This window comes from Rhodospirillales bacterium (genome assembly GCA_018666775.1).
GTDB lineage: Bacteria > Pseudomonadota > Alphaproteobacteria > SMXQ01 > SMXQ01 > JABIXC01.
The window spans coordinates 93820-114552 of sequence record JABIXC010000010.1 but is presented as its reverse complement, the minus strand read 5'-3'; the positions used below and the strand labels follow the sequence as shown (position 1 = coordinate 114552).

Genomic DNA, 20733 nt, shown 5'->3' with positions numbered 1-20733 from the left:
TGTTTTCAGATTATATTATAAATGCGGTTTATAACCGATAAACCCCTGTCCGTAAAAGACCCAGATGCGCCGGACCGTCTTGGTGCCTGTCGGGCCTGCAATAACCCCAAGCTTTTGGATGCCAGAAAATCTGGACAAAATATCTTTTGGGTCGGGCCAGAGCGAAATAATAACCGCATTCCGGCCCTTTTTTTCAGGCCCAATCCAGGGCCGGGTCAGCCGGAAATGGTTGGTCACATGCCCATTGGAATACCAGGCATAATAATCGTTCGGCAGCGTTTTCCCAGATCGTCCATGGTGATACAACAGCGCCGCCATGGCCATGCGGTCGCGGATCAACAGCGCCGCCCCCGGATGTTTTGATCGAAGTTCGTTGATTTTATCACCAATAAACGCCCACCCCCGATGATGACGGTAGGGGTCCAATTTGGCCGGAACCGCGTAGCCCGCATATATTCCGGGGGCAGATGCCAACAAACTGCCCCCCATCAAGATCACCGCAAGCCCGATGTGCAAAATAAGCGAGCCCTGAACCAACGATGCCTTATATCGGGCAAGGAGTTCACCGGTCACAAAAATGCTGGCCGCAACATAGACCGGTGCTGCCCAATTGGCATTGGCCCGGGTCAACAGGCTTAACCCTAAAATGGGCAACCCCATGGTCAGAATGAAAGCCACCAGCATGCGGGCCCGGGGATGGGCACGCCATTGTCGATGGCGAAACATCAACCACAGGAGGGCAGCAAACAAAATGGGGCCAAACAGGCCAAATTGAGCCCCAAAAAATTCCAGAAGTTTATCGGGGCGAAAGAGTTCGCCGCCAAGATCCGCATTGGAACGGGTATGGGCATAGGTGATAAATTGCGTGCCCATGTTCCAGATAAAATTAGGCAGATAAATCACAAACCCTAAAATGCCTGACAGCAAAACACCCCGCCCGAATGTGGGCATTGCCAGAAAATACCGCCGACCGTCGCGGTCTAAAACAAGCCAGACCACCAGCGCCGCCACAAAGAAGGCCATGGCGTATTTGGACAAAAACCCAAGCCCCACAGCCACCCCAAGCAACGCCCACCAGCGATATGCACCATCGGGATCAGACCCAAGGCGAACCAGCGCATACATCCCCAATGCCCAAAACATCATCAAGGGCGGATCGGTGGAAACAATGGCAGAAGAAAACGTAACGCCGGGCAAGGTGATGAAAATCAGCGCTGCCATAAAGCCTGTGCGCGCATCATAAAGCCTGCGTGCCATGCCATAGATCAACAGTGCCGTGATCCCGTGAAGAACCGGGACACTTGCTTTAACGCAAGCCACCCCATCCCCACAGATCGCCGTGGTGGCGGCGATCAACCATGCGACCACAGGGGGTTTTGAAAAATATCCCCAATCCAGATCGCGCGACCAACTCCAATACTGGGCCTCATCAGGATGCAGGCCCATGGGATAGGCCATGAGGTACAAAAGCCGGAGCACAACAATGCCCCCAACCATAAGACCAACACCGGATGGTCCAAATAGGGTCCTGGTGAGCCCCTGTCTGGGGGGTTCAGAATTTTGGAACAAGGGTGTCATCGCGATAGGGTCTTTTTCAGTCCTTGTTGGATTCTGGCGATTATGCGCCAGCTACGTCATGCGGTCCACGCATGCCAGCTACATCGTGCGGTCCACACGCTCTACCTTGGCAAGATCCGGGAACAGACGCCAGAACAGGCCGGCAATAATAACAGACCCCACCCCACCGATAACAACGGCGGGCACAGCCCCCAGCCACGCTGCCATCACGCCCGCGCGAAATTCTCCGATTTCATTGGAGGTGTTGATAAAGATTGAGTTCACGGCACTGACCCGGCCCCGTTTTTCATCGGGCGTGGCAAGCTGAATCAGGGTTTGGCGAATATAGACGCTGACCATATCCGATGCCCCCAACACGAACATTGCCAACAAGGACAGCGCAAACCACGAAGACAATCCGAACGTGATGGTGGCAAGCCCGAAGATGAACACGGTGATAAACATGATCCTGCCCGCAGCCCGGGTCAGCGTGATTTGGGTTAACACCAGCGCGGTGGAAATACCGCCGACCGCAATGGCAGCCCGAAGCAACCCGGCACCGCCTGCCCCGACATCAAGAATGTCCTTGGCAAATACCGGCAATAAAGCCGTGGCACCGCCCAGCAACACCACAAACAAATCAAGGGTAATGGCCCCAAGAATAACTTTCTTTTCGAAGACGTACGCAACCCCTGCGAACAAAACTTCCATCGTAATCGGGCCACGGCCTTCGCGGGCGATCCGGGTTTTGATCATCAACACGGTCACGGATGCCATGACCAGAACAACAGCGCTTACCTCGTACACAAATTCCGGCCCCAAAAGATATAGAAACCCGCCAAGGGCAGGGCCACAGATCGCCGCCAGTTTGTTGGCGGTGGTGTTCCATGCGACCGCATTGGGGAATTCTTCCGGTGGCACCAGATTGGGCACCAAGGCATTAGAAGTGGGCTGATAAAACGCGCGCCCCGTGCCAAACAACACCAAAATCAGAAACACAGGCCAAACTTCTGTACTGCCTGAGATGCTGAACAATGCCAACAGCACCGCTGACGCCATCATCACCAGATAACACATGGCCAACACAAAACGCCGGTCGAACTGATCGGCCACATACCCTGTAACCAGGGCAAAGCCAAAGGCTGGCGCAAAGATTGACAGGCCAATATAGGCAAGGTTCATGGGATCACCGGTCAGGTCATAAACCTGATAGGTAATGGCCACCATCACCATGTGCAGTGAGAACGAAGCGAAGGCCTTGCCAAAAAAGAAGTATCTAAAATCGCGCCGACGAAAAGCCGCCAGCCCCATGTTCTTTTTCCCCTCAGATTTTTCAGGGGTTTGGTCAGAACCGGGACCGCCTGTGGGTGGATTACTCAAACAACACCTCTTTCAGAATATTTGGCAAAAAATTTGGAGCGGGTGGAGGGAATCGAACCCTCGTATTCAGCTTGGGAAGCTGATGTTCTACCATTGAACTACACCCGCGTAGACCAGAGCAAACGCACAGCATCTGGACAGTCTGCCCTCAAGGGGCTTCTATGTAGCGTTTTCATACCACTTTCATCAAGTAAAACCCCACAGAGATGGCCCAAGGGCAGATTTTCCCGAAAAACATCGTAACGCATTAAAAACAATTAGAAATCTAGCCTTTTTTGGCCATTTCCCTTCATTGATATTTTACAGAATGCCTGTATGTTTTCTATTGTTACAGATATGTTTTACTCAATTTCCGAGCGACCTTACTATATTTGCTGCAACTTAATGAATAAGGGGGGCCTCTCATTGGTCCTTCGTCGGGGGACAAAAATGCAGACAAAGGATAGTGCCTAATATGATTCTTACAAAATATGCTGATTACAGCATTCGTGTTTTAATTTATCTGGCGGAACGCTCAGGGACTCGTGTCTCCATTGCCACCATCGCCAAGGATTACGATATATCTCGCAATCATTTGATGAAAGTTTCCCAAAATCTGGCGCGCCATGGCTACATCGTTGGCTATCGTGGCAAAGGCGGCGGGATTATGTTGGCTCGCCCCGCCCGCACCATCAACATGGGTGAACTATTGGGTGATGTCGAACGCAACCTCAAGGTAGACGAAGACAACTTTGAAACGGCTGGCCGGGAGAATATCAGGCTTGTTCTAGGCAAAGCACTAGAGGCCTTCACCGACACCTTTGCCGCCTATACCCTTGCTGATTTCATTAAGGAAAATGGCAGTGCACCTGTGCGCACGGAACTTAAAGAACAAAAGCAAAGCGAGGGATCGCGTTGCGCCTGATCCACGTTCTTGACGGGAACGCCTGATCCCCGCGTTCTTGACGGGAACGCCTTATCAATGTATTACCCCACACATACCAACTCGTGGAGATTTGTGCCGACCGGCTTGCGTCCACGTAAAAAACACAGCTAAAAAGGTCAGGCGCTTGCACAAGCCCCCGACCCAACTGGTTGGGGATTTTTTTGTCCCAACCCCAGAGCGCCAAAGGATGAAGCATATGGGTACGAACGACAGCAACGACAAGGGACCCAATGGGTATCGCCCACGAACCAATTTGGTTCGGGGTGGCACAAAGCGGTCCGAATTTCAGGAAACCAGCGAAGCGATTTTCGCCACTTCTGGGTATATTTACGGCTCGGCCGAAGAAGCTGCCGGTGCCTTTAAGGGTGAAAATGACAACTACATCTATTCCCGGTTTTCCAATCCCACCGTCTCCATGTTCGAAGAACGGATGGCCTTATTGGAAGGTGCGAAAACCTGCCGCGCCACGGCATCGGGCATGGCCGCCGTATTTGCGGCACTGGTCTGTATGCTCCGCGCTGGCGATCACGTGGTTGCATCAAGGGCCTTGTTTGGATCTTGTCTTTATGTGATTTCCGATATTTTGCCGCGTTACGGAATAGAGGTTACCTTTGTCGATGGCACCGATCTTGGCCAATGGGAAAAGGCCTTAAGCCGCCCGACCCAGGCTGTCTTTTTAGAAACGCCATCCAACCCGGGCCTTGAAATCATTGATCTAGAGGCGGTTGCAGGACTGACCCATCAGGCCGGGGGCCGCTTAATCGTGGACAATGTCTTTGCCAGCCCCGCTTTGCAAAAACCCATGGCCTTTGGTGCCGATGTGGTTGTCTATTCCGCAACCAAACATATTGACGGCCAGGGCCGGGTACTGGGTGGGGCCATTCTGGGTGATCCGGAATTCATGGAAGATCATCTGCGCATGTTCCTGCGCAACACCGGACCATCCCTTAGCCCGTTCAACGCCTGGGTTTTGCTAAAAGGACTGGAAACCCTTGATCTTCGTGTCAATGCCATGTGCGACACCGCCGGGGCCATTGCTGAATGGCTAAATGGAAGAAGCGATCTTCCAAGGGTGGTCTATCCGGGCCTTGCCAATCATCCCCAGCGTGCGCTGGTCGAAAAGCAGATGACCGGAAACGGCACTGTGTTCGGGTTTGAAGTGCCCGGAGGCCAGGACGGTGCGTTTCGTTTCCTGAATGCGCTTCGCATGATTGATATTTCCAACAATCTTGGAGATGCCAAATCGTTGGTAACCCACCCCGGGACCACGACGCACCAACGATTGGAAGAAGATGTGCGTGTCCATCTGGGCATAACACCAGGTTATGTACGCATTTCTGTCGGTCTGGAAGATATTGAAGACATCCGCGAAGATATTGACCAAGCGCTGAAACAGGCCATTCTGTAATCGGCGTCTGATCAGAGAATACCATAAAATAGTTTCATTTTAAGGGGTTATGGGCTGGTCCCATGCCCCTTAAACATGAAGACTGGACAGAAGCGAAAGGTTCCCTAAACTTCCCTGAATTCTGATTTATCATCCTTTGCACAGCAAAAAAACGGACATGTATAACACCACAACCCATTCGATTAGCATCACCGTCGAGCCGTCCTATATGGACCATGAATCGTCCCCGCGTCGGGGGCGTTATTTCTGGTCTTATCATGTCATTATCGAGAATCAGGGCAGGGAAACCGTCCAGTTAAAAAGCCGCTATTGGATGATCACCGATTCGCTGGGGCGCATTCAAGAAGTTGAAGGAGACGGCGTTGTGGGTGAACAGCCCGTGATCGGGCCGGGGGAAAGTTTTGAATACACATCTGGGACACCCCTTGAAACCACATCAGGCATTATGGCCGGTCACTACAAAATGGAAACCATAGACGGACACCCCCTAGAAATTGAAATCCCGGCCTTTTCCCTTGATCGCCCCAATGATCGCCCACTCATTCATTAAGTTGATCCATTAGAGGCCATTCCCTGCCCACCCTCTTTTGCTTTCTATTTTTTTGACCTCATGCCATGGTTATCAGGCAAAATGCGGGGGAAATGGCACCCCCCAGATCAATTGCCAAATCAATTGCTAAATAAATCAAAGGTGGCCCCGTGAAGGCAGACAATCCCACAAAACTGGTTTCAACCAAGCCGCTTGTTGCATGCGGCCCGGATAAAGCCCCCGCCGATGATGTGCCCAATGATGCGCCAAGTGATAAGCCAAGCCGCATGGAAGCCGAGCGTGCCGTTCGGACATTGATCCGCTGGGCCGGCGATAACCCTGATCGTGAAGGCTTGCTTGGAACACCTGACCGGGTGGTCAGGGCCTGGGAAGAATTTTTCTGTGGTTACAACGAAGAACCAAGGGAAATCCTTGCCCGCACATTCGAAGAGATCGAAGGCTACGACGAAATGGTCGTGCTGAAAGACATCCGCTTTGAATCCCATTGCGAACATCACCTGTTACCCATCATCGGGGTGGCCCATGTCGCCTATTTGCCCACCCGGCGCGTTGTTGGCATTTCCAAACTGGCCCGGTTGGTAGAAGCCTATGCCCGCCGCCTGCAAATTCAGGAAAAGATGACCGCCCAAATTGCCACGGGCATTGATGAAATTCTCCAGCCCGCAGGGGTTGCCGTTGTCATAGAGGCAGAACACCAGTGCATGACCACCCGGGGCATCCATAAACCCGGAACAACCATGGTCACCAGCCATATGATTGGCAGTTTCAGGACAGACCAAAAAACCCGACGCGAATTCCTGGCCATGATTGGTCGCGGCTAGCCGCAAGAGCCCGACTGAGAAGACCACATATAGACAAAAATAATTGTATTAAGACCCAATGCCACAAGCTGTAGTAGAAATCTTAATAAATTCAAAAAATACGAAAAATTTGCCTATTCATCCCTAAAAGAATCAATTTTTTCCATAAAAATCGATTAAATGTACGAAATATGATAAAAAACAGGGAAAAAATCCTTATAATCTGGAAAAACCCCTTGGAATTACCACATATAATCGTAATTTTATCCATTTCAGGGGTTTCATGATCGATTTTCGCCCTATTCTATTCATTTTAGGCATCTTGCTGACGACATTAGCCGTTGGGATGTGCCTGCCCGCGCTGGCCGATCTAATCTCTGGTCGGGGCGACTGGCTGGTCTTTGCGGCCAGTGCCGGGGTCAATGCCTTTATCGGCATTACCATGATCCTGACCACCCGCACGGCCCCTGGGAACCTTTCCATGCGCCAGGCCTTTCTGCTGACCGCCATGAGCTGGGTCGTGATCGCCGTGTTTGGGGCATTGCCCTTTACCTTTGCCGATCTGCAGCTGTCTTTTACCGATGCGGTGTTTGAAGCCATGTCCGGGATTACCACCACCGGGGCGACCGTGATGACCAACCTTAACGATGCGCCGCCGAGCATTTTATTATGGCGGGCGTTGCTGCAATGGTTTGGGGGCATCGGCATCATTGTCATGGCCGTGGCCATCTTGCCGCAGCTCCAGGTTGGCGGCATGCAATTGTTCCGCATGGAATCATCTGACAAATCTGAAAAGGCCATGCCCCGCATTGCCCAGGTGGCCAGCGCCATTGGCATTACCTATGTTGGATTAACCGGCCTGTGTGCCGCCCTGTATTGGGCATCCGGCATGCCCGGATTTGAAGCCTTTGCCCACGCCATGACCACCATTGCCACCGGCGGGTTTTCAACCCGGGATGCATCAATCGGGTTTTTCAACAACGCCGCCATCGACTGGGTTGCCGTGATCTTTATGATTTTGGGCTCCCTGCCCTTTGTGCTTTACCTTCAGGCGGTGCGCGGCAACATGACACCCCTGCTTCAAGACACCCAGGTGCGCTGTTTTCTGTTTCTGGCATTTTCAGCCGTGGCATTGATGGTCACTTGGCAAACGCTGATCAATGGGGTGCCATTTGGCGAGGCCGCCCGCTACGTCACGTTTAACGCCGTCTCGATCATGACCGGGACCGGTTATTCATCAACTGATTTTGGTCTGTGGGGCTCTTTCCCGGTGGCCTTGTTCTTCTTTTTGATGTTCGTCGGAGGCTGTGCCGGCTCTACCACGTGCGGGTTAAAGGTATTCCGCCTTCAGGTTCTCTATGCCACCACCCAGGCCCAGATCGGGAAACTGTTACAACCCCATGGGGTTTTCCTGCCCCAGTTTAATCGCAAGCCAATACCGGAATCTGTATCGGCATCGGTGATGAGCTTCTTTTTCTTTTATGTGATGTCGTTTGGCGCATTGGCAATCGGTCTTGGCTGGATGGGGCTGGATTTTCTGACCGCCGTTTCTGGTGCTGCCAGCGCCATCGCCAATGTCGGCCCCGGCCTAGGACCGATTATCGGCCCGGGTGGCACCTATGAATCCCTGCCCGATGCGGCCAAGTGGCTTTTGTCCTTTGGCATGCTTTTGGGCAGGCTGGAATTGTTTACGGTCCTGATCCTGTTCACCCCGGCATTCTGGCGGAATTAATTCCCTGCCAGATATGCGCCGAAATGTTGGGGCAGCCCAGCTTGGATCTGAGCATTAAGTTCCTTCATCATCTCATCGACGATTTTGAACCATATTTTTTCACGATCAGCGATGCTCGTCCCTTCGACCGCAGTGCCATCATATTTAGACCGGACCGTCAGGAATGCACGCTGGCGTCCGCGAGAATCCCTGATTTCCAGCAAAAAGGATGCACGCCCCTCATAGCGGAGCGATTGTTCGCGAAGGAATAATCCCTTGATCCCACTTGTGGTTTTAAGCGGCACCGCACGAATGGACGCATCCAGAATAATAAGATTGGCGACATGATCGCCGCCAATGGCGCGCAACCGATGTTCACCCCAACGGCGGATTGCCCCATACGGCGTTACCGGAGCCAGATGTTCTACATTGGGTTCTTTCAGCGGCGGGATATAACGGGTGGAAATATCGATGCGCCCGACTTTAAAATTGATCGGGGAAAGATGCGCAAAGGTCAGGTCGGGAAAGGCCCGTGGCGGGGCCGATTCACACCCCGATAGTGCCAATGCCAAGAATGCCGTAAAGACCGGCACAATGAACCGATATCCAGAAAATCTGAAATTAGCCTTGGGCCAAAAACCACGCATGTCAGCAATCCCCCGCTATCTTGATCGTGGAAATACTGCGCTTCAAATGCTGGCTTTTCAAGCATGGCGCGCGAAACGGCTGCCACTCACCGGACCCAACAGGGGGTTTAGACCTCAGAGAGGCACCAGTGCAGGATGCCTTTTTGGGCATGCATGCGGTTTTCAGCCTCATCCCATACGACGGAACTGGGGCCATCAATGACCCCCGCACTGACCTCATGATCGCGGCTGGCTGGCAGACAATGCATAAAGATCGCATCCTTCCCGGCACCAGCCATCAGGGCTTCGTCCACCCGGTATGGGCTAAGCGCTTTAATGTGTTCTTCCGGGCTTGGCCCATCGCCGTTGCCCATAGACAACCAGGTATCGGTGGTCACGCAATCAGCACCGGCCACCATTTGGGCCGGGTCTTCGCTCAGCTCTATTTTGGCACCGCCATCAATGGCACGGGCCACCAGATCCGCATCGGGCGCGTACCCTTTGGGGGTGGCTATGCGAAGGGTATAGCCAAACAAAGATGCTGCGTGAATCCACGATGCGCACACATTGTTGCCATCGCCGATCCAGGCAATGACCCGGTCTTTGATCGGACCAATGTGTTCTTCAAAGGTCAGGATATCGGCCATGATCTGGCAGGGGTGACTTTTATCAGTCAACCCGTTGATCACCGGCACCGATGCATATTTAGCCATCTCAATCAGGCTTGTTTCAGACAAGGTACGGAACATGATGGCATCGGCATAACCCGACAATACCCGCGCCGTATCCGCAATGCTTTCGCCCCGGCCCAATTGGGAGGATTGAACATCAAGGGATGTCACAATGCCACCCATCTGCATCATGCCAACCTCAAACGATACCCGGGTTCGCGTCGATGGTTTTTCAAACACCAAAGCCAAAACCTTGCCATTTGCGGGCGATTTTTCCGATACAATCTTCCCGGCCTTATAGTCCCCGGCAGATGTAATCATCTGCCTCAGTGTTTCAGCAGAGAACTGATCAAGGTCCAGAAAATGGCGCGTGGGGGAATCAATCATGCGGCCGCCTCCGCCTCTGTTGCCGTGCGATCCAGAATCTCCAGCGCGAGGCGAATATGGCTTTCATCAATGTTCAGCGGTGGCAAAAGCCGTATCACATTGCCCCCACCGGCAAGACACAACATGGCGTTGTCGCGGATTTTGGCAATCAAGGGCCGGGGTTCACCGGCACAGACAATGCCGATCATCAATCCCTTGCCACGCACTGCCGTAAAGGTTTTGGGATGGGCCGCAACCAGTTTCTCCAGCCCCGCCATCAATGACGCGCTCATGGTTTGGACGTGATCCATAAAGCCGTCTTCGGTCATGACATCCAACACCGCATTGCCCACCGCCATGGCCAGCGGATTGCCCCCATAGGTGGACCCATGGGTGCCAAGGGTCATGCCCTTGGCCGCATCTTCCGTTGCCAGACACGCACCAACCGGGAACCCGCCGCCGATGCCCTTGGCCACGGCCATAACATCAGGGGTGATGCCTGCCCATTCATGGGCAAACAGCTTTCCGGTCCGGCCCATGCCGCACTGAACTTCATCAAAGAATAAAAGCAATCCATATTCATCTGCTGTTTCCCGAAGGCCACAGAGGAAATCTTCGGATGCCGGACGGATGCCGCCTTCGCCCTGAACGGGTTCGATCAAGATCGCCGCAGTTTCGTCCCCGATGGCGTCGCGGGTTTCATTCAGGTTACCAAATGCAACATGATCAAAACCACCAACAGCGGGATCAAAGCCTTTCAGCAATTTTTCCTGACCGCCCGCTGCAATGGCAGCCAACGTGCGCCCGTGAAAGGCCTGATTGGCACAGATAATCCGGTAACGGTCTGGATCACCCACGGCATCAAAATGGGACCGCACGGTCTTGATGCCACATTCCATGGCTTCACTGCCGGAATTACAGAAAAAGACGGTATCGGCAAAGGTTTCCGCAACCAGCCTTTCCCCCAAACGCTCCTGACCCGGGATATGAAACAAATTGGACGTGTGCCAAAGTTTCCCTGCCTGTTCCGTCAACGCCGCCACCAAACGGGGGTTGGCGTGACCAAGGGCATCCACGGCAATGCCAGCCGTAAAATCAAGATAGCGCGTGCCATCTTTGGTGAAGAGATATGCCCCTTCCCCTCTTTCAAATGCAATGTCGGCGCGCCCATATGTGGGCATAACGGCGGAAATCACGACTTCACTCCTATATTCAGGAACTGCGAAACCCCTCATAAATCGATCAATCTATGAGGGTGCCTTGCGCAAAAAAGCGGCGAGTATCCATATAACGGGGGTCCATGTCAATGTTACTGGCGATGTTCGGGGCATTGGCAAACCCCATCCAAACCATGCTTTAATAGGCGTTCACACAGATCAATCAGACCAATCAGGAATAAAAAGCATGACCAACCCCATCATCAAATGGCTGGGTAGCACATCCAACCGCTCCTTTATCATCTATCCCATTTTGATCCCGGCCCTTACCTGGGCGCGCCATGGCCTCACCCCGCCTAGCCTGCCCTGGGCCACCCTGCCTGATGCAACATGGACCATCACACCGTGGTGGGCGGCGTTGATGGTTTGGGGGTATTTGCAATTCAAATGGACGGGCCGATATCGCTCACGCCTTGGCGGTGGCGGGCCCGGTATTGCCATCCCACCTGACCGGATTCTCAACACCGGGCTTTACCGGTTCACGCGCAATCCCATGTATCTTGGCCATTTGATTTTTATGACCGGTCTTGCATTGACGTTCCATTCAATTGCCGGTTTTGCCCTTTTGGTCTTCCACGTGGTGTGGTTTCAACGCCGGGTAAAAGGCGATGAGCTCAGCCTTGAAAAACGTTTTGGAAATCCATATCGGGAATACAAGGACCGGGTAAAACGCTGGATACCGTTCGTGATCTAAACCCGATCTAAATCACGTCCTGAGGCGATAGCCTGACCGGAACATGGCCCAGCAGATCAAGCCCAACCCGATATTGCCAACAATCATGATGCCATAACCGATGTAAAGCGGTGCTTCGGCATGGCCGGTAAAGCCGTACCGGAACCCATCAATCATATAGAAGAATGGGTTAAGTCTGGCTGCCACATGCCACAGGCCCGGCAACCGATCGATGGAATAAAACGTGCCGGACAAAAAGGCCAAGGGGGTGATCACAAAATTGGTCAGCAAGGCCGATTGTTCATGCTTTTCCGCCCAGATGCCGCCAATGGCCCCCAAAAGCGACAGCATCAGTGCCGCCAGAACCGAATAAAAAACCAGATGCACCAGAGAATGGATATGGAACGGCACAAAAATCGCCATCCCCGCCATGACCACCATGCCCACCACCAAGCCCCGGGTCATGCCGCCCAGCCCGTAACCGATGGTCAATTCCAAAGGCGACAAGGGTGCCATGATGGCATCGACGATGTTGCCCTGCATTTTCGACATCACAATAGATGACGATGTATTGGCAAAGCTGTTCTGGATGATCGACATCATGATCAAACCGGGTGCCAGAAATTCAATGAAGGGCACCCCGCCCACCACCGTCAGTGCGCGGCCCAACGCCAGAGAAAAAATTGCCAAAAACAAAAGCGTGGTCACAATGGGTGCCGCCACGGTCTGAACATAAACCGCCATGAAGCGCATCACTTCTTTGCAATACAAAGACCACATGCCACGCCAGTTGACCCGACCCATAGGACGGGGACCCGGATGGGCCTGTTGGAGCGGGTTTGGTGAAAATTGATCGGGGCTCATAAAATTCCTGCAAGACATGTGATCGGGGCGGGCGATCCTAAGGCGGGATGACATGCGCTGGCAAGCCTGCCATGCTTTGCCCATGGAAAATGGCGAAGACAACACAGATGGCGGTGAAGATAACGGCAAAGAAACCGGGCCAAAGCGTGCCGACCGCAAGCGCAAAAACCCGCGCAAGATAACCATGAGCCATTTAGAGAATGTGGCGCTTTGGTATCTGGAGCGGTTTCAGGCAACGGCCAAATCCCTGGAACGGGTTTTAATTCGCCGCGTCTATCGTTCCGCCAATTTCCATGAAGCAGATCCCGATATTGGCATTGAAATGGTCAAGGAACTGATTGCCCGCTACCGCGAAGTGGGGCTTTTGGATGATCGAACCTATGCCATTGCCCGCACCGAAACCCTGTATCGCCGGGGCAGCTCACTTCGCCTAATTTCAGGCCGGTTACGGGAAAAGGGGGTAGACCCCGAAGATATTGACCATGCCCTTAATGCGTTGCGCGAACGCCTGATTGCTGATGGCATGGATGAAAACCCCGACATTGCCGCCGCAATTCGATATGCCAAACGCCGCCGCCTAGGCCCCTGGCGCAGCCCTGAAAGACACCGCGCCTTGGCAGAACGTGACAAGATCAAAGACCAGGAAACCCGCGATATGGGCGCGATGGCACGGGCCGGATTTTCCCGAGACGTGGCCATGCGCGCACTCGCCAAAAATTCAGAAGATACAGAATAAAGCCGACGTTAGCTGGATTCCGGCGGCGTTGGCTTCATCGCAACATTGGCAGGTGGTGCATTGCCATCGCGATCTTCGCCGAAATAAATGGTCTGGTGGGGGAATGGGATTTCGATGTTTTCCGCATCAAACCGTTCTTTCATTCGGCGGTTAAATTCGCGCCCAACAATCCACTGCTGCAAGGGTTTGGTTTTGATGCGGGCTTTGATAATCACCGCCGAATCACCGAATTGATCAAGCCCCAAAACATCAATGCTTTCCAACATGTGAACCCCAAATTCAGGATCGGCCTTCAGATCGTCACCGATTTCTTTCAAGACAGTGATCACATGATCAACGTTTTCACGATACCCAACACCGACGTCCAGCGCATAATAAGACCAGTCCTTGGTCATGTTCAGGATGGTCTTCACCTCAGAAAACGGCAGCGTGTGCACATTGCCCGCCAGATCGCGCAGACACACGGAACGGATCGATAAGGCCTCTACGGTGCCTGCGTGGTCTGAATCAAACCGCACAACATCACCAATGGCCAAGGTGTCTTCGATCAAGATAAACAATCCGGTGATGACATCCTGGACCAGCTTTTGTGATCCAAACCCGATGGCAAGACCAAAGACCCCGGCACCCGCCAGCAACGGCCCGATGTTCACGCCAATCTCTGACAAGACCACCAGCACGGTCAGCAGCAAAATAACAATGGCCGCCGTGGTGCGCATCAAGGGCAACAAGGTCCGCGCCCGGGCCGCCCCCTTAATGTTATCGTCGATGCCATCAAGATAGCGCCCAATAGCAAGGTTCAACCCTTCCCAGGCGACAAAGGCCATCAACAGAATGATCGCCACAGTGACCGATTTTCCAATCACCACTGTGCCCTCTTCTGAGGCTAGCCATCCCAGCGTATCCACCCCCCAGACATCGAGAACGATCAATCCCGCACCGATAGAAACAACCCAGGCAATGATCTTGTTCAACACTGGCACATAGCGATTCGCCCGCGTTTTAAGGCCCGGAAAACGACTGTCCAGATCATCGCTGATGGCAAATAAATGCGTGGTCGCACGTTCCGTCCCAAGAATCGCAAGCTTGGCACCGACAACAAGAATGGCCGTCCACAGGGTTGCTGAAATCAGAAATTCAAAACCGCCCGCCACCTTGAACAGCCACACCAGATAAACGGCCATGACATACCCAATGGCAAACAAATGCCACGTGGCAGCGATCCGCGCACGCAAGCCCCCATAGGCACCTTCTGCATCGCCCCGAATGGCCGTCGCAGCCGCCATTCGGTTTTGCAACACGAACACCACAACAAAGCCCGCCAGAACAAATCCCAAAAGATAAAGAAGCGATTCATATGCCGGCGCTGGCAAGCCAACAAGGCGCACCGCTTCGAGCAGAAAAAATGCATAGACAAAGATGCGGACCAAACGCCGCGCCCAGATATAAAGATAGTTTGCCGTTTCATCTGAAATTGGGATGGGTCGCAACAAAGCAAGGCCAGGCGATACCGCCGTTCTGGTTGCTGCCAAAATCATCTTGGCCACAAAGAATGAACTGGCCCCGACAAAAAGCACCTGATGGGCAACACCGGTCATGGGCAAAAGCACCAACGCGCCATACGCACCCGCACCATAGGCAACCGCATTGGCAAACAGCAGGACCGTGCGCAGAACAAACCGCCATACCCTGCCCGCTATTTCCGTGCCCGTATCAGTTTCCACGCCTTTGCGCCAATGGCCCGTCAAGAAACGGAACACATACTGGCCCGCCATACCCGCAGCGACGATCACCAGAAAGTGCCAGACAACCCCGAACAGGCGATTGCGTTTGGACTCATCCGTTGCCCAGCGTTTTGCCCAGGGGATCAGATCAGGCACATCTTCAAGAACCCCCACAACACCGACAACACGATTGCCAAGCGCCAAAAGATGGCCAGATATCGCCCCCGCAACGCGCCCGCTCAGATCCTTGGCAATATTGGGTTTTGCCGACCCGGTTTTTTGGGTGGCAATCAAGCCTTTCAACGTGGCAATGAATTTCTTGCGCTCCCCATCATTTTCAAGGGTTTGGGCAAGGGTTTCCAGTTCGCTAATTGGAACCGCCTGAGCAGAACCTTGATCTGCGGCCTTGGCGGCACGCGGCGTGGCCGCAACGACACATGCGGCCATTAAAAAAATGGCCAGCGTAAACCCTGTTTTTTTGATGATCTTGCCCACGATTCCCCCAGTATTCCCTTACCCGTCTTCATATGATGTCCCCAGATTAGCCCGTCCCCGCAGCGCTGTCATATTCTTATGCGTATCGGGGGTTTGGGATGTCATTTAGCCTCTAATCGGGGGCAAAATGATGCTGGATCGATTAAGGTAAAGTTTTCGTAAACCTCTACCCTCTATCCTGTCCCCCATGACAGTCAGGCAAGAAATCACAATCGCTAAAAGGCCCGACCCACTAGAGGCGGGGCTTTTCCATCATCGCGCAGGCAATATTGCCAAAGCCGAAGCGGCCTATCGACGCGTGCTGTCGCGAGACCCAAAGAACCATGGGGCCCTGCATCTTTTGGCCCTTGCCACCCTGGACAAGGGCCGGGGACAGCGTGCGCTGCAACTGGTGGAAAAGGCCCTAAAGCTTGCCCCCGATGGGGCTGACTATCTGCATTCTGCCGGGCATATTTTGGCGGGCCTTGGTCAATTGGAAGAAGCTGTTGCACGCTACAAAGCGGCACTGGCCCAAGACCCCAAACGCCCCCTGACCCTTTCCAACCTTGGCAATGTCCTGAAACGCCTGGGCCACTATGATGATGCCGCAGATCATCTTTCCCGCGCCGTCATTCTTGATCCTGAATTTGCTGCTGGCTGGTCTAATCTGGGTCTGGTTCACCGCGAACGTGGTGATTTTGATGGGGCCTTTGCGGCCTTTTTAAAGGCCATCGCCATCACACCCAATGAGCCGGGGTTTCACTACAATCTGGCCAATGCCCGCATGGCCGATAACGATACCGCAGGCGCCATCACCTGCTACAATCACGCCCTGTCCCTCAACCCTACCCATTTGAGTGCCCATATGAATTTGGGCGCTGCCCTGAGACAAACGGGCAATCTGGCAGGGGCCATCACCCATCTGGAAACTGCCACCAGGCTTTCCCCTACCGACGCAGAAGCCCACTGGAATCTTGGATTGGCACAATTGATGGGCGAAAATTGGGCCACAGGCTGGGCCGAATATGAATGGCGCCGGAAAATGCCCAGCTATGGTTTGGCAGAACCCGATCAGCCGATTTGGAACGGCACCTCCCTTGAAGGCGCGCGGCTTTTAATCCTCCATGAACAGGGCTTTGGCGATGCCCTGCAATTCATGCGCTTTGCAGCCTATGCCAAGGCCCTTGGCGGGCACGTGATTTATCAGGGGCCAAAACCCATGCTGCCCATTATCGGTGCCATGGCCGGGGTGGACGAAACCTGTGATCTGAACGATCCCCCACCCCCATTCGATGCCTTTGTCCCAATGATGAGCATCCCCCACATCCTGAAACTCGATGGCGCCAGTTTGGCACAGGATACCTATCTATCGGCAAAGCCGGATCATAATCCACTTGCACACATAGACGGGCTGAAGGTCGGCATCGCCTGGCAGGGCAATCAGGACTACCGTTTGGATCGGGAACGCTCCATTCCCCTGCATCATTTTGAATCCCTGGCAAAAATGCCCGGCGTTACCCTGATTGGGCTACAAAAAGGCGAAGGCACAGAACAAATAAAAGATTGGCCATCAGCGCTGCCCTTTGTTGATCTTGGCACCAACATTGATGCTGAAGGTGGTGCCTTTATGGAAACGGCAGCCATCATGGGTGGTCTTGATTGTGTTGTGACATCCGATACCGCCCTTGCCCACCTGGCAGGTGCGATGGGGAAACCGGTCCATGTGGCATTGGCCCATGTGCCAGATTGGCGTTGGGGGCTTGAGGGATCAGCCTGTGTCTGGTATCCCACCATGACCCTTCACCGCCAAACAAGCCCCGGCGACTGACAGGGCGTGTTTGCAACCATCAAAGAGGCGCTTTGCGCGCGATAATATCATGGCCGATGCAACTGCTGCTATCACCATTCCCATCGCACCGGGGGAATTGCTTGATCGGCTAACCATTCTTGAAATCAAACTGGACCGCATAGACGACGCCGCCAAACGGGCCAACGTGCAGATCGAACAGGTTGAACTGGCAGCAATTGCGGCGGCAAAGATTCCAGACAGCGAACCCATCACCACCCTTCGCGCAGACCTGAAATCGGTCAATGAGGCACTTTGGGTGATCGAAGATGATATCCGTGACTGCGAACGCGCCAAGGATTTCAGCGATACCTTCATTTCCCTTGCTCGCGCCGTCTATCGCACCAACGACAAACGCGCAGCCCTAAAGCGCCAAATCAACGAAGCACTGGGTTCAGCCTTGGTCGAAGAAAAGTCCTACACCCCGTACTAAGCCCCTGACCAAGTAGCCCCATACGCAAACGGGAGTCTTGCTCTCAGGGGTAAAACTTGCGTACGCTGTCACCCATAAAAATAAAAATGTATTTTTTAACAGGGAGAAATATCTATGTCCTATCCACGATTTTCAATATTGCTATCCGGGGCAGCCCTTGGGGTCACCCTTGGCTTTGGCACCCAAATGGCGCCTGCAGTCGCAGCCGATATGTCCTTAAAGGGCGAAACCGTCCAGATCATCATCAATTCACGCCCCGGTGGCGGCACCGATGCCAATGCCCGGCGCATCGGCGGATATCTGATCCACCATCTGCCTGGCAAGCCTCAGGTGATCTTTCGCAATCTTCCCGGCGGCGGCGGCATCAAAGCCAACAACTATTTCTTCGCCAAGGTAAAGCCCGATGGCATGACACTGTTATCCGGTTCGCGGACCCAGGTCAGCCCGTACAAGCTTCGCCATCGCGCTGCCAAATATAATCCCGGCAAATACCGGTTTGTTGGGGGCACGGCGCGTCTGGGCACCATCATCTTGATCAACAAGAAACTGCATGGACGCCTGACCAAAGGAAAGGTTCTGGCATTTGGTGGCATCGATGGAGAACGCACCGGCAGCCATGCTGCAATCTGGGGCAAGGAATTCCTGAACTGGAATGTGAAATTTGTTCTGGGGTATTCAGGAACATCGGACCTTCTGCTGGCAGCACGACGCGGCGAGATTGATATGGTCCATAACCAAACCGTTTTTAACGTCGGCCCGCTTTTGAAAGACAATATGGATGCCCTTGTCCAGCTGGGCAATCGCGACGCCAAAGGCAAAATGATTGCCCGTTCATCTTTCTCTACGGTGCCGGTTCTGGGCGATCTGTTATGGCCCAAAATGGATGCTGCCGCAAAGCGGTCTTACAAAACCTGGCTTGGGGATCAAACGGTGGAAAAATGGATTGCCCTGCCACCCGGCACACCCGAAAAATTCGTGAAAATGTATCGCGGCGCCTATGCCAAGGTCATGAAGGATCCAAAATTTCTTAAAATCGTCCGCGCTGAATTTGGCGCAGATTTTGACTGGATCCCCGGCGCCACCATGGACACGGTCGTAAAAGATCTGGCCGCCACAACCGATGAGGAACTGGCCTATTTCATTGCCCTGCGCAAGAAACATGGCCTTGCATCCAGCCTGTCCAAAAAAATGACCGCCGTTACCGCCAAGATCACCAAGAAAAAACGCGGTGGCCGGCGCATGTATTTCATGGTCAAGGGCAAGGAACACAAGGTTAAAATTTCGGGTTCCCGCACCGACGTCATGCTGAATGGTGAATTATCATCACGCGGTAAAATCAAGATCGGCATGGTGTGCAAGATCGCCTATCCAGGCAATGGTAAAGAAGCCCGTTCTCTGGACTGCAAAAAATAACCAGCAAACGCTGGGGTTTAAAAGACAGGTGAAATTGACCGCGCCCCTTGACCAGGGCGCGGTCTTTCTTTATCTGTCTGCCTAACCTCTGGAGATCGCATGATTGCTTCTTTCGCAACAAGCCCATTTTGGACGCCTTTTCTAACCAGTGCCTTTGCAGCGCTGATTACCACTGTGGGCATCTATGTGATCCGTCGGTTCGATACATGGGGCCGTGAAAATACGACGTATTTTGCATGCTTCGCCGCTGGGGTTCTGATTTCTATTTCCTTCCTGCACCTTATTCCCACCGCATTGGGGATGAGCGAAAACGCACCGATCTATATTCTGGGCGGCTATTTGTTCATGCATTTCTTTAGCCGGTTCGTCACGGCCCATCTGTGCGACAAGCCCCACACCCAACATTATGCCATTGGCCTTGTGCCCATGGTGGGGATCGGCATTCACTCCTTTATTGATGGCATCACCTACTCAGTCACCTTTGCCGTCAGCACCTATACCGGGTTTCTGACAGCCCTTGGGCTGATCCTCCATGAATTCCCCGAAGGGGTGGTTATGTTTCTGATGCTGGTACGCGGTGGGTTTTCACGGTCAAAGGCAGCCTTTCTGGCATTTATCGCCGCCGCCCTGACCACGCCGCTTGGCATGGTTTTGTCTTATCCTATCGTCAGCCAGATTGACCGCCCGACCCTTGGCATTCTGCTTTCTGTGGCAGCGGGGGCCTTGATCTATGTGGGGGCCACCCATTTGCTGCCGCGCACGGAAACCGAGCCTAAAAAATATAGCCTTATTACCCTTGGCACCGGCATTCTGGTCGCCATTGCCATGAATTTCAGCAGTCATTAATTTTCTGGAATTAAGCCCAATTCATTAATTTCTCCCCCGCCTGCCACAAATCGGTCGTAAGCTATCCATCGCAGCAATGTCCGGAGGCAACATCGATGACCATTTCACGCGTTATTCTGATTAATGTACCCGAAGGCCAGGAAGCGGATGCCGAACGGGTATGGAAAGAAGATTGTTCGACCCTGATGCGCAAGCAAAAGGGATGCACGGCTGAAAAACTTTTACGATCGCTCGATCGGCCCGGCCTGTTCATTTCTTATTCTGAATGGGACAGCCAGGTTGACATCGACCGCTATCGCGACAGCGAAGATCACAAGTCAATCCAGTCCGAATCCCGCGCCCTGCAAGGGGGCCGGGCGGTGGTCTGGCGGTACGAAGTGGTTGAATAAAGGGAAAAAATGGTGCGCCCGAAGGGATTCGAACCCCTAGCCTCTTGATTCGTAGTCAAGTGCTCTATCCAGTTGAGCTACGGGCGCATCCGCTTTTGAAGGCCCGCAAGCTACTCAAAAGCGC

Annotated in this window: 19 protein-coding genes, 2 tRNA genes and 1 riboswitch; of the genes, 12 read left to right on the top strand and 9 right to left on the bottom strand. The window is 53.4% G+C overall.

Annotated elements, in window-relative coordinates:
- Window positions 1-15: 15 nt before the first annotated feature.
- The 3 genes from HOJ08_05695 to HOJ08_05685 all read right to left on the bottom strand — a co-directional run bounded on the left by HOJ08_05695 (window position 16) and on the right by HOJ08_05685 (window position 3045).
- Window positions 16-1497: a phospholipid carrier-dependent glycosyltransferase gene (locus tag HOJ08_05695; GenBank protein MBT5672925.1), complete on the bottom strand. Its 1482-nt coding sequence runs from the start codon at window positions 1495-1497 to the stop codon at window positions 16-18.
- Between the two features lie 159 nt (window positions 1498-1656).
- A complete protein-coding gene (locus HOJ08_05690) occupies window positions 1657-2868 on the bottom strand; it encodes an MFS transporter (GenBank protein ID MBT5672924.1) in 1212 nt (403 codons plus the stop codon).
- Window positions 2869-2971: 103 nt separating this feature from the next.
- Window positions 2972-3045, bottom strand: a tRNA-Gly gene (locus tag HOJ08_05685).
- A 346-nt stretch (window positions 3046-3391) separates the two neighbouring features.
- Here HOJ08_05685 and HOJ08_05680 point away from each other — a divergent pair.
- The 5 genes from HOJ08_05680 (at window position 3392) to HOJ08_05660 (ending at window position 8352) form a co-directional block, all read left to right on the top strand.
- Complete coding sequence (locus tag HOJ08_05680) at window positions 3392-3841, top strand: Rrf2 family transcriptional regulator (GenBank protein ID MBT5672923.1); 450 nt, start codon at window positions 3392-3394, stop codon at window positions 3839-3841.
- 73 nt (window positions 3842-3914) lie between these two features.
- Window positions 3915-3994, top strand: a riboswitch (SAM riboswitch).
- A 64-nt stretch (window positions 3995-4058) separates the two neighbouring features.
- Window positions 4059-5270, top strand: coding sequence for an O-succinylhomoserine sulfhydrylase (gene metZ, locus HOJ08_05675; protein ID MBT5672922.1), 1212 nt, complete (start codon window positions 4059-4061; stop codon window positions 5268-5270).
- A gap of 157 nt (window positions 5271-5427) precedes the next feature.
- Window positions 5428-5820, top strand: coding sequence for a Co2+/Mg2+ efflux protein ApaG (gene apaG, locus HOJ08_05670; GenBank protein MBT5672921.1), 393 nt, complete (start codon window positions 5428-5430; stop codon window positions 5818-5820).
- Between the two features lie 266 nt (window positions 5821-6086).
- Window positions 6087-6641, top strand: a complete 555-nt coding sequence (folE, locus tag HOJ08_05665) for a GTP cyclohydrolase I FolE (GenBank protein ID MBT5672920.1) — start codon at window positions 6087-6089, stop codon at window positions 6639-6641.
- A 262-nt stretch (window positions 6642-6903) separates the two neighbouring features.
- Complete coding sequence (locus tag HOJ08_05660) at window positions 6904-8352, top strand: TrkH family potassium uptake protein (GenBank protein MBT5672919.1); 1449 nt, start codon at window positions 6904-6906, stop codon at window positions 8350-8352.
- Here HOJ08_05660 and HOJ08_05655 read toward each other — a convergent pair.
- From HOJ08_05655 to HOJ08_05645, 3 genes are all read right to left on the bottom strand, one after another.
- Window positions 8349-8978: a hypothetical protein gene (locus HOJ08_05655; protein MBT5672918.1), complete on the bottom strand. Its 630-nt coding sequence runs from the start codon at window positions 8976-8978 to the stop codon at window positions 8349-8351. The two genes, HOJ08_05660 and HOJ08_05655, sit on opposite strands and share 4 nt — an antisense overlap.
- 107 nt (window positions 8979-9085) lie before the next feature.
- A complete protein-coding gene (gene argF, locus HOJ08_05650) occupies window positions 9086-10015 on the bottom strand; it encodes an ornithine carbamoyltransferase (GenBank protein MBT5672917.1) in 930 nt (309 codons plus the stop codon).
- Window positions 10012-11190, bottom strand: a complete 1179-nt coding sequence (locus tag HOJ08_05645) for an aspartate aminotransferase family protein (protein MBT5672916.1) — start codon at window positions 11188-11190, stop codon at window positions 10012-10014. Before HOJ08_05645 ends, argF begins: the two co-directional genes overlap by 4 nt.
- Before the next feature lie 208 nt (window positions 11191-11398).
- Between HOJ08_05645 and HOJ08_05640 the strand changes: the two genes are divergently transcribed.
- Window positions 11399-11905, top strand: a complete 507-nt coding sequence (locus tag HOJ08_05640; protein MBT5672915.1) for an isoprenylcysteine carboxylmethyltransferase family protein — start codon at window positions 11399-11401, stop codon at window positions 11903-11905.
- Between the two features lie 12 nt (window positions 11906-11917).
- Here HOJ08_05640 and HOJ08_05635 read toward each other — a convergent pair whose 3' ends face one another.
- Window positions 11918-12748: an ABC transporter permease gene (locus HOJ08_05635; GenBank protein ID MBT5672914.1), complete on the bottom strand. Its 831-nt coding sequence runs from the start codon at window positions 12746-12748 to the stop codon at window positions 11918-11920.
- 52 nt (window positions 12749-12800) lie between these two features.
- On the opposite strand from HOJ08_05635, the gene HOJ08_05630 reads away from it, so the two are divergent.
- Window positions 12801-13484 (top strand): RecX family transcriptional regulator, encoded by a 684-nt coding sequence (locus HOJ08_05630; GenBank protein ID MBT5672913.1) that lies wholly within the window; start codon window positions 12801-12803, stop codon window positions 13482-13484.
- Window positions 13485-13492: 8 nt separating this feature from the next.
- Here HOJ08_05630 and HOJ08_05625 read toward each other — a convergent pair whose 3' ends face one another.
- Window positions 13493-15703, bottom strand: coding sequence for a mechanosensitive ion channel (locus tag HOJ08_05625; GenBank protein ID MBT5672912.1), 2211 nt, complete (start codon window positions 15701-15703; stop codon window positions 13493-13495).
- 187 nt (window positions 15704-15890) lie between these two features.
- Between HOJ08_05625 and HOJ08_05620 the strand changes: the two genes are divergently transcribed.
- From HOJ08_05620 to HOJ08_05600, 5 genes are all read left to right on the top strand, one after another.
- On the top strand, window positions 15891-17510 hold the full coding sequence (locus HOJ08_05620) for a glycosyltransferase family protein (protein ID MBT5672911.1): 1620 nt from the start codon (window positions 15891-15893) through the stop codon (window positions 17508-17510).
- 49 nt (window positions 17511-17559) lie between these two features.
- The gene (locus tag HOJ08_05615) at window positions 17560-17961 is read left to right on the top strand and encodes a hypothetical protein (protein ID MBT5672910.1); all 402 of its coding nucleotides are present in this window, start codon (window positions 17560-17562) and stop codon (window positions 17959-17961) included.
- A gap of 114 nt (window positions 17962-18075) precedes the next feature.
- A complete protein-coding gene (locus tag HOJ08_05610; protein ID MBT5672909.1) occupies window positions 18076-19374 on the top strand; it encodes a hypothetical protein in 1299 nt (432 codons plus the stop codon).
- Between the two features lie 99 nt (window positions 19375-19473).
- The gene (locus tag HOJ08_05605) at window positions 19474-20220 is read left to right on the top strand and encodes a ZIP family metal transporter (protein ID MBT5672908.1); all 747 of its coding nucleotides are present in this window, start codon (window positions 19474-19476) and stop codon (window positions 20218-20220) included.
- A 95-nt stretch (window positions 20221-20315) separates the two neighbouring features.
- A complete protein-coding gene (locus tag HOJ08_05600; GenBank protein ID MBT5672907.1) occupies window positions 20316-20609 on the top strand; it encodes an antibiotic biosynthesis monooxygenase in 294 nt (97 codons plus the stop codon).
- Window positions 20610-20619: 10 nt separating this feature from the next.
- Here the strand turns inward: HOJ08_05600 and HOJ08_05595 are convergent.
- Window positions 20620-20696, bottom strand: a tRNA-Arg gene (locus HOJ08_05595).
- Window positions 20697-20733 lie beyond the last annotated feature (37 nt).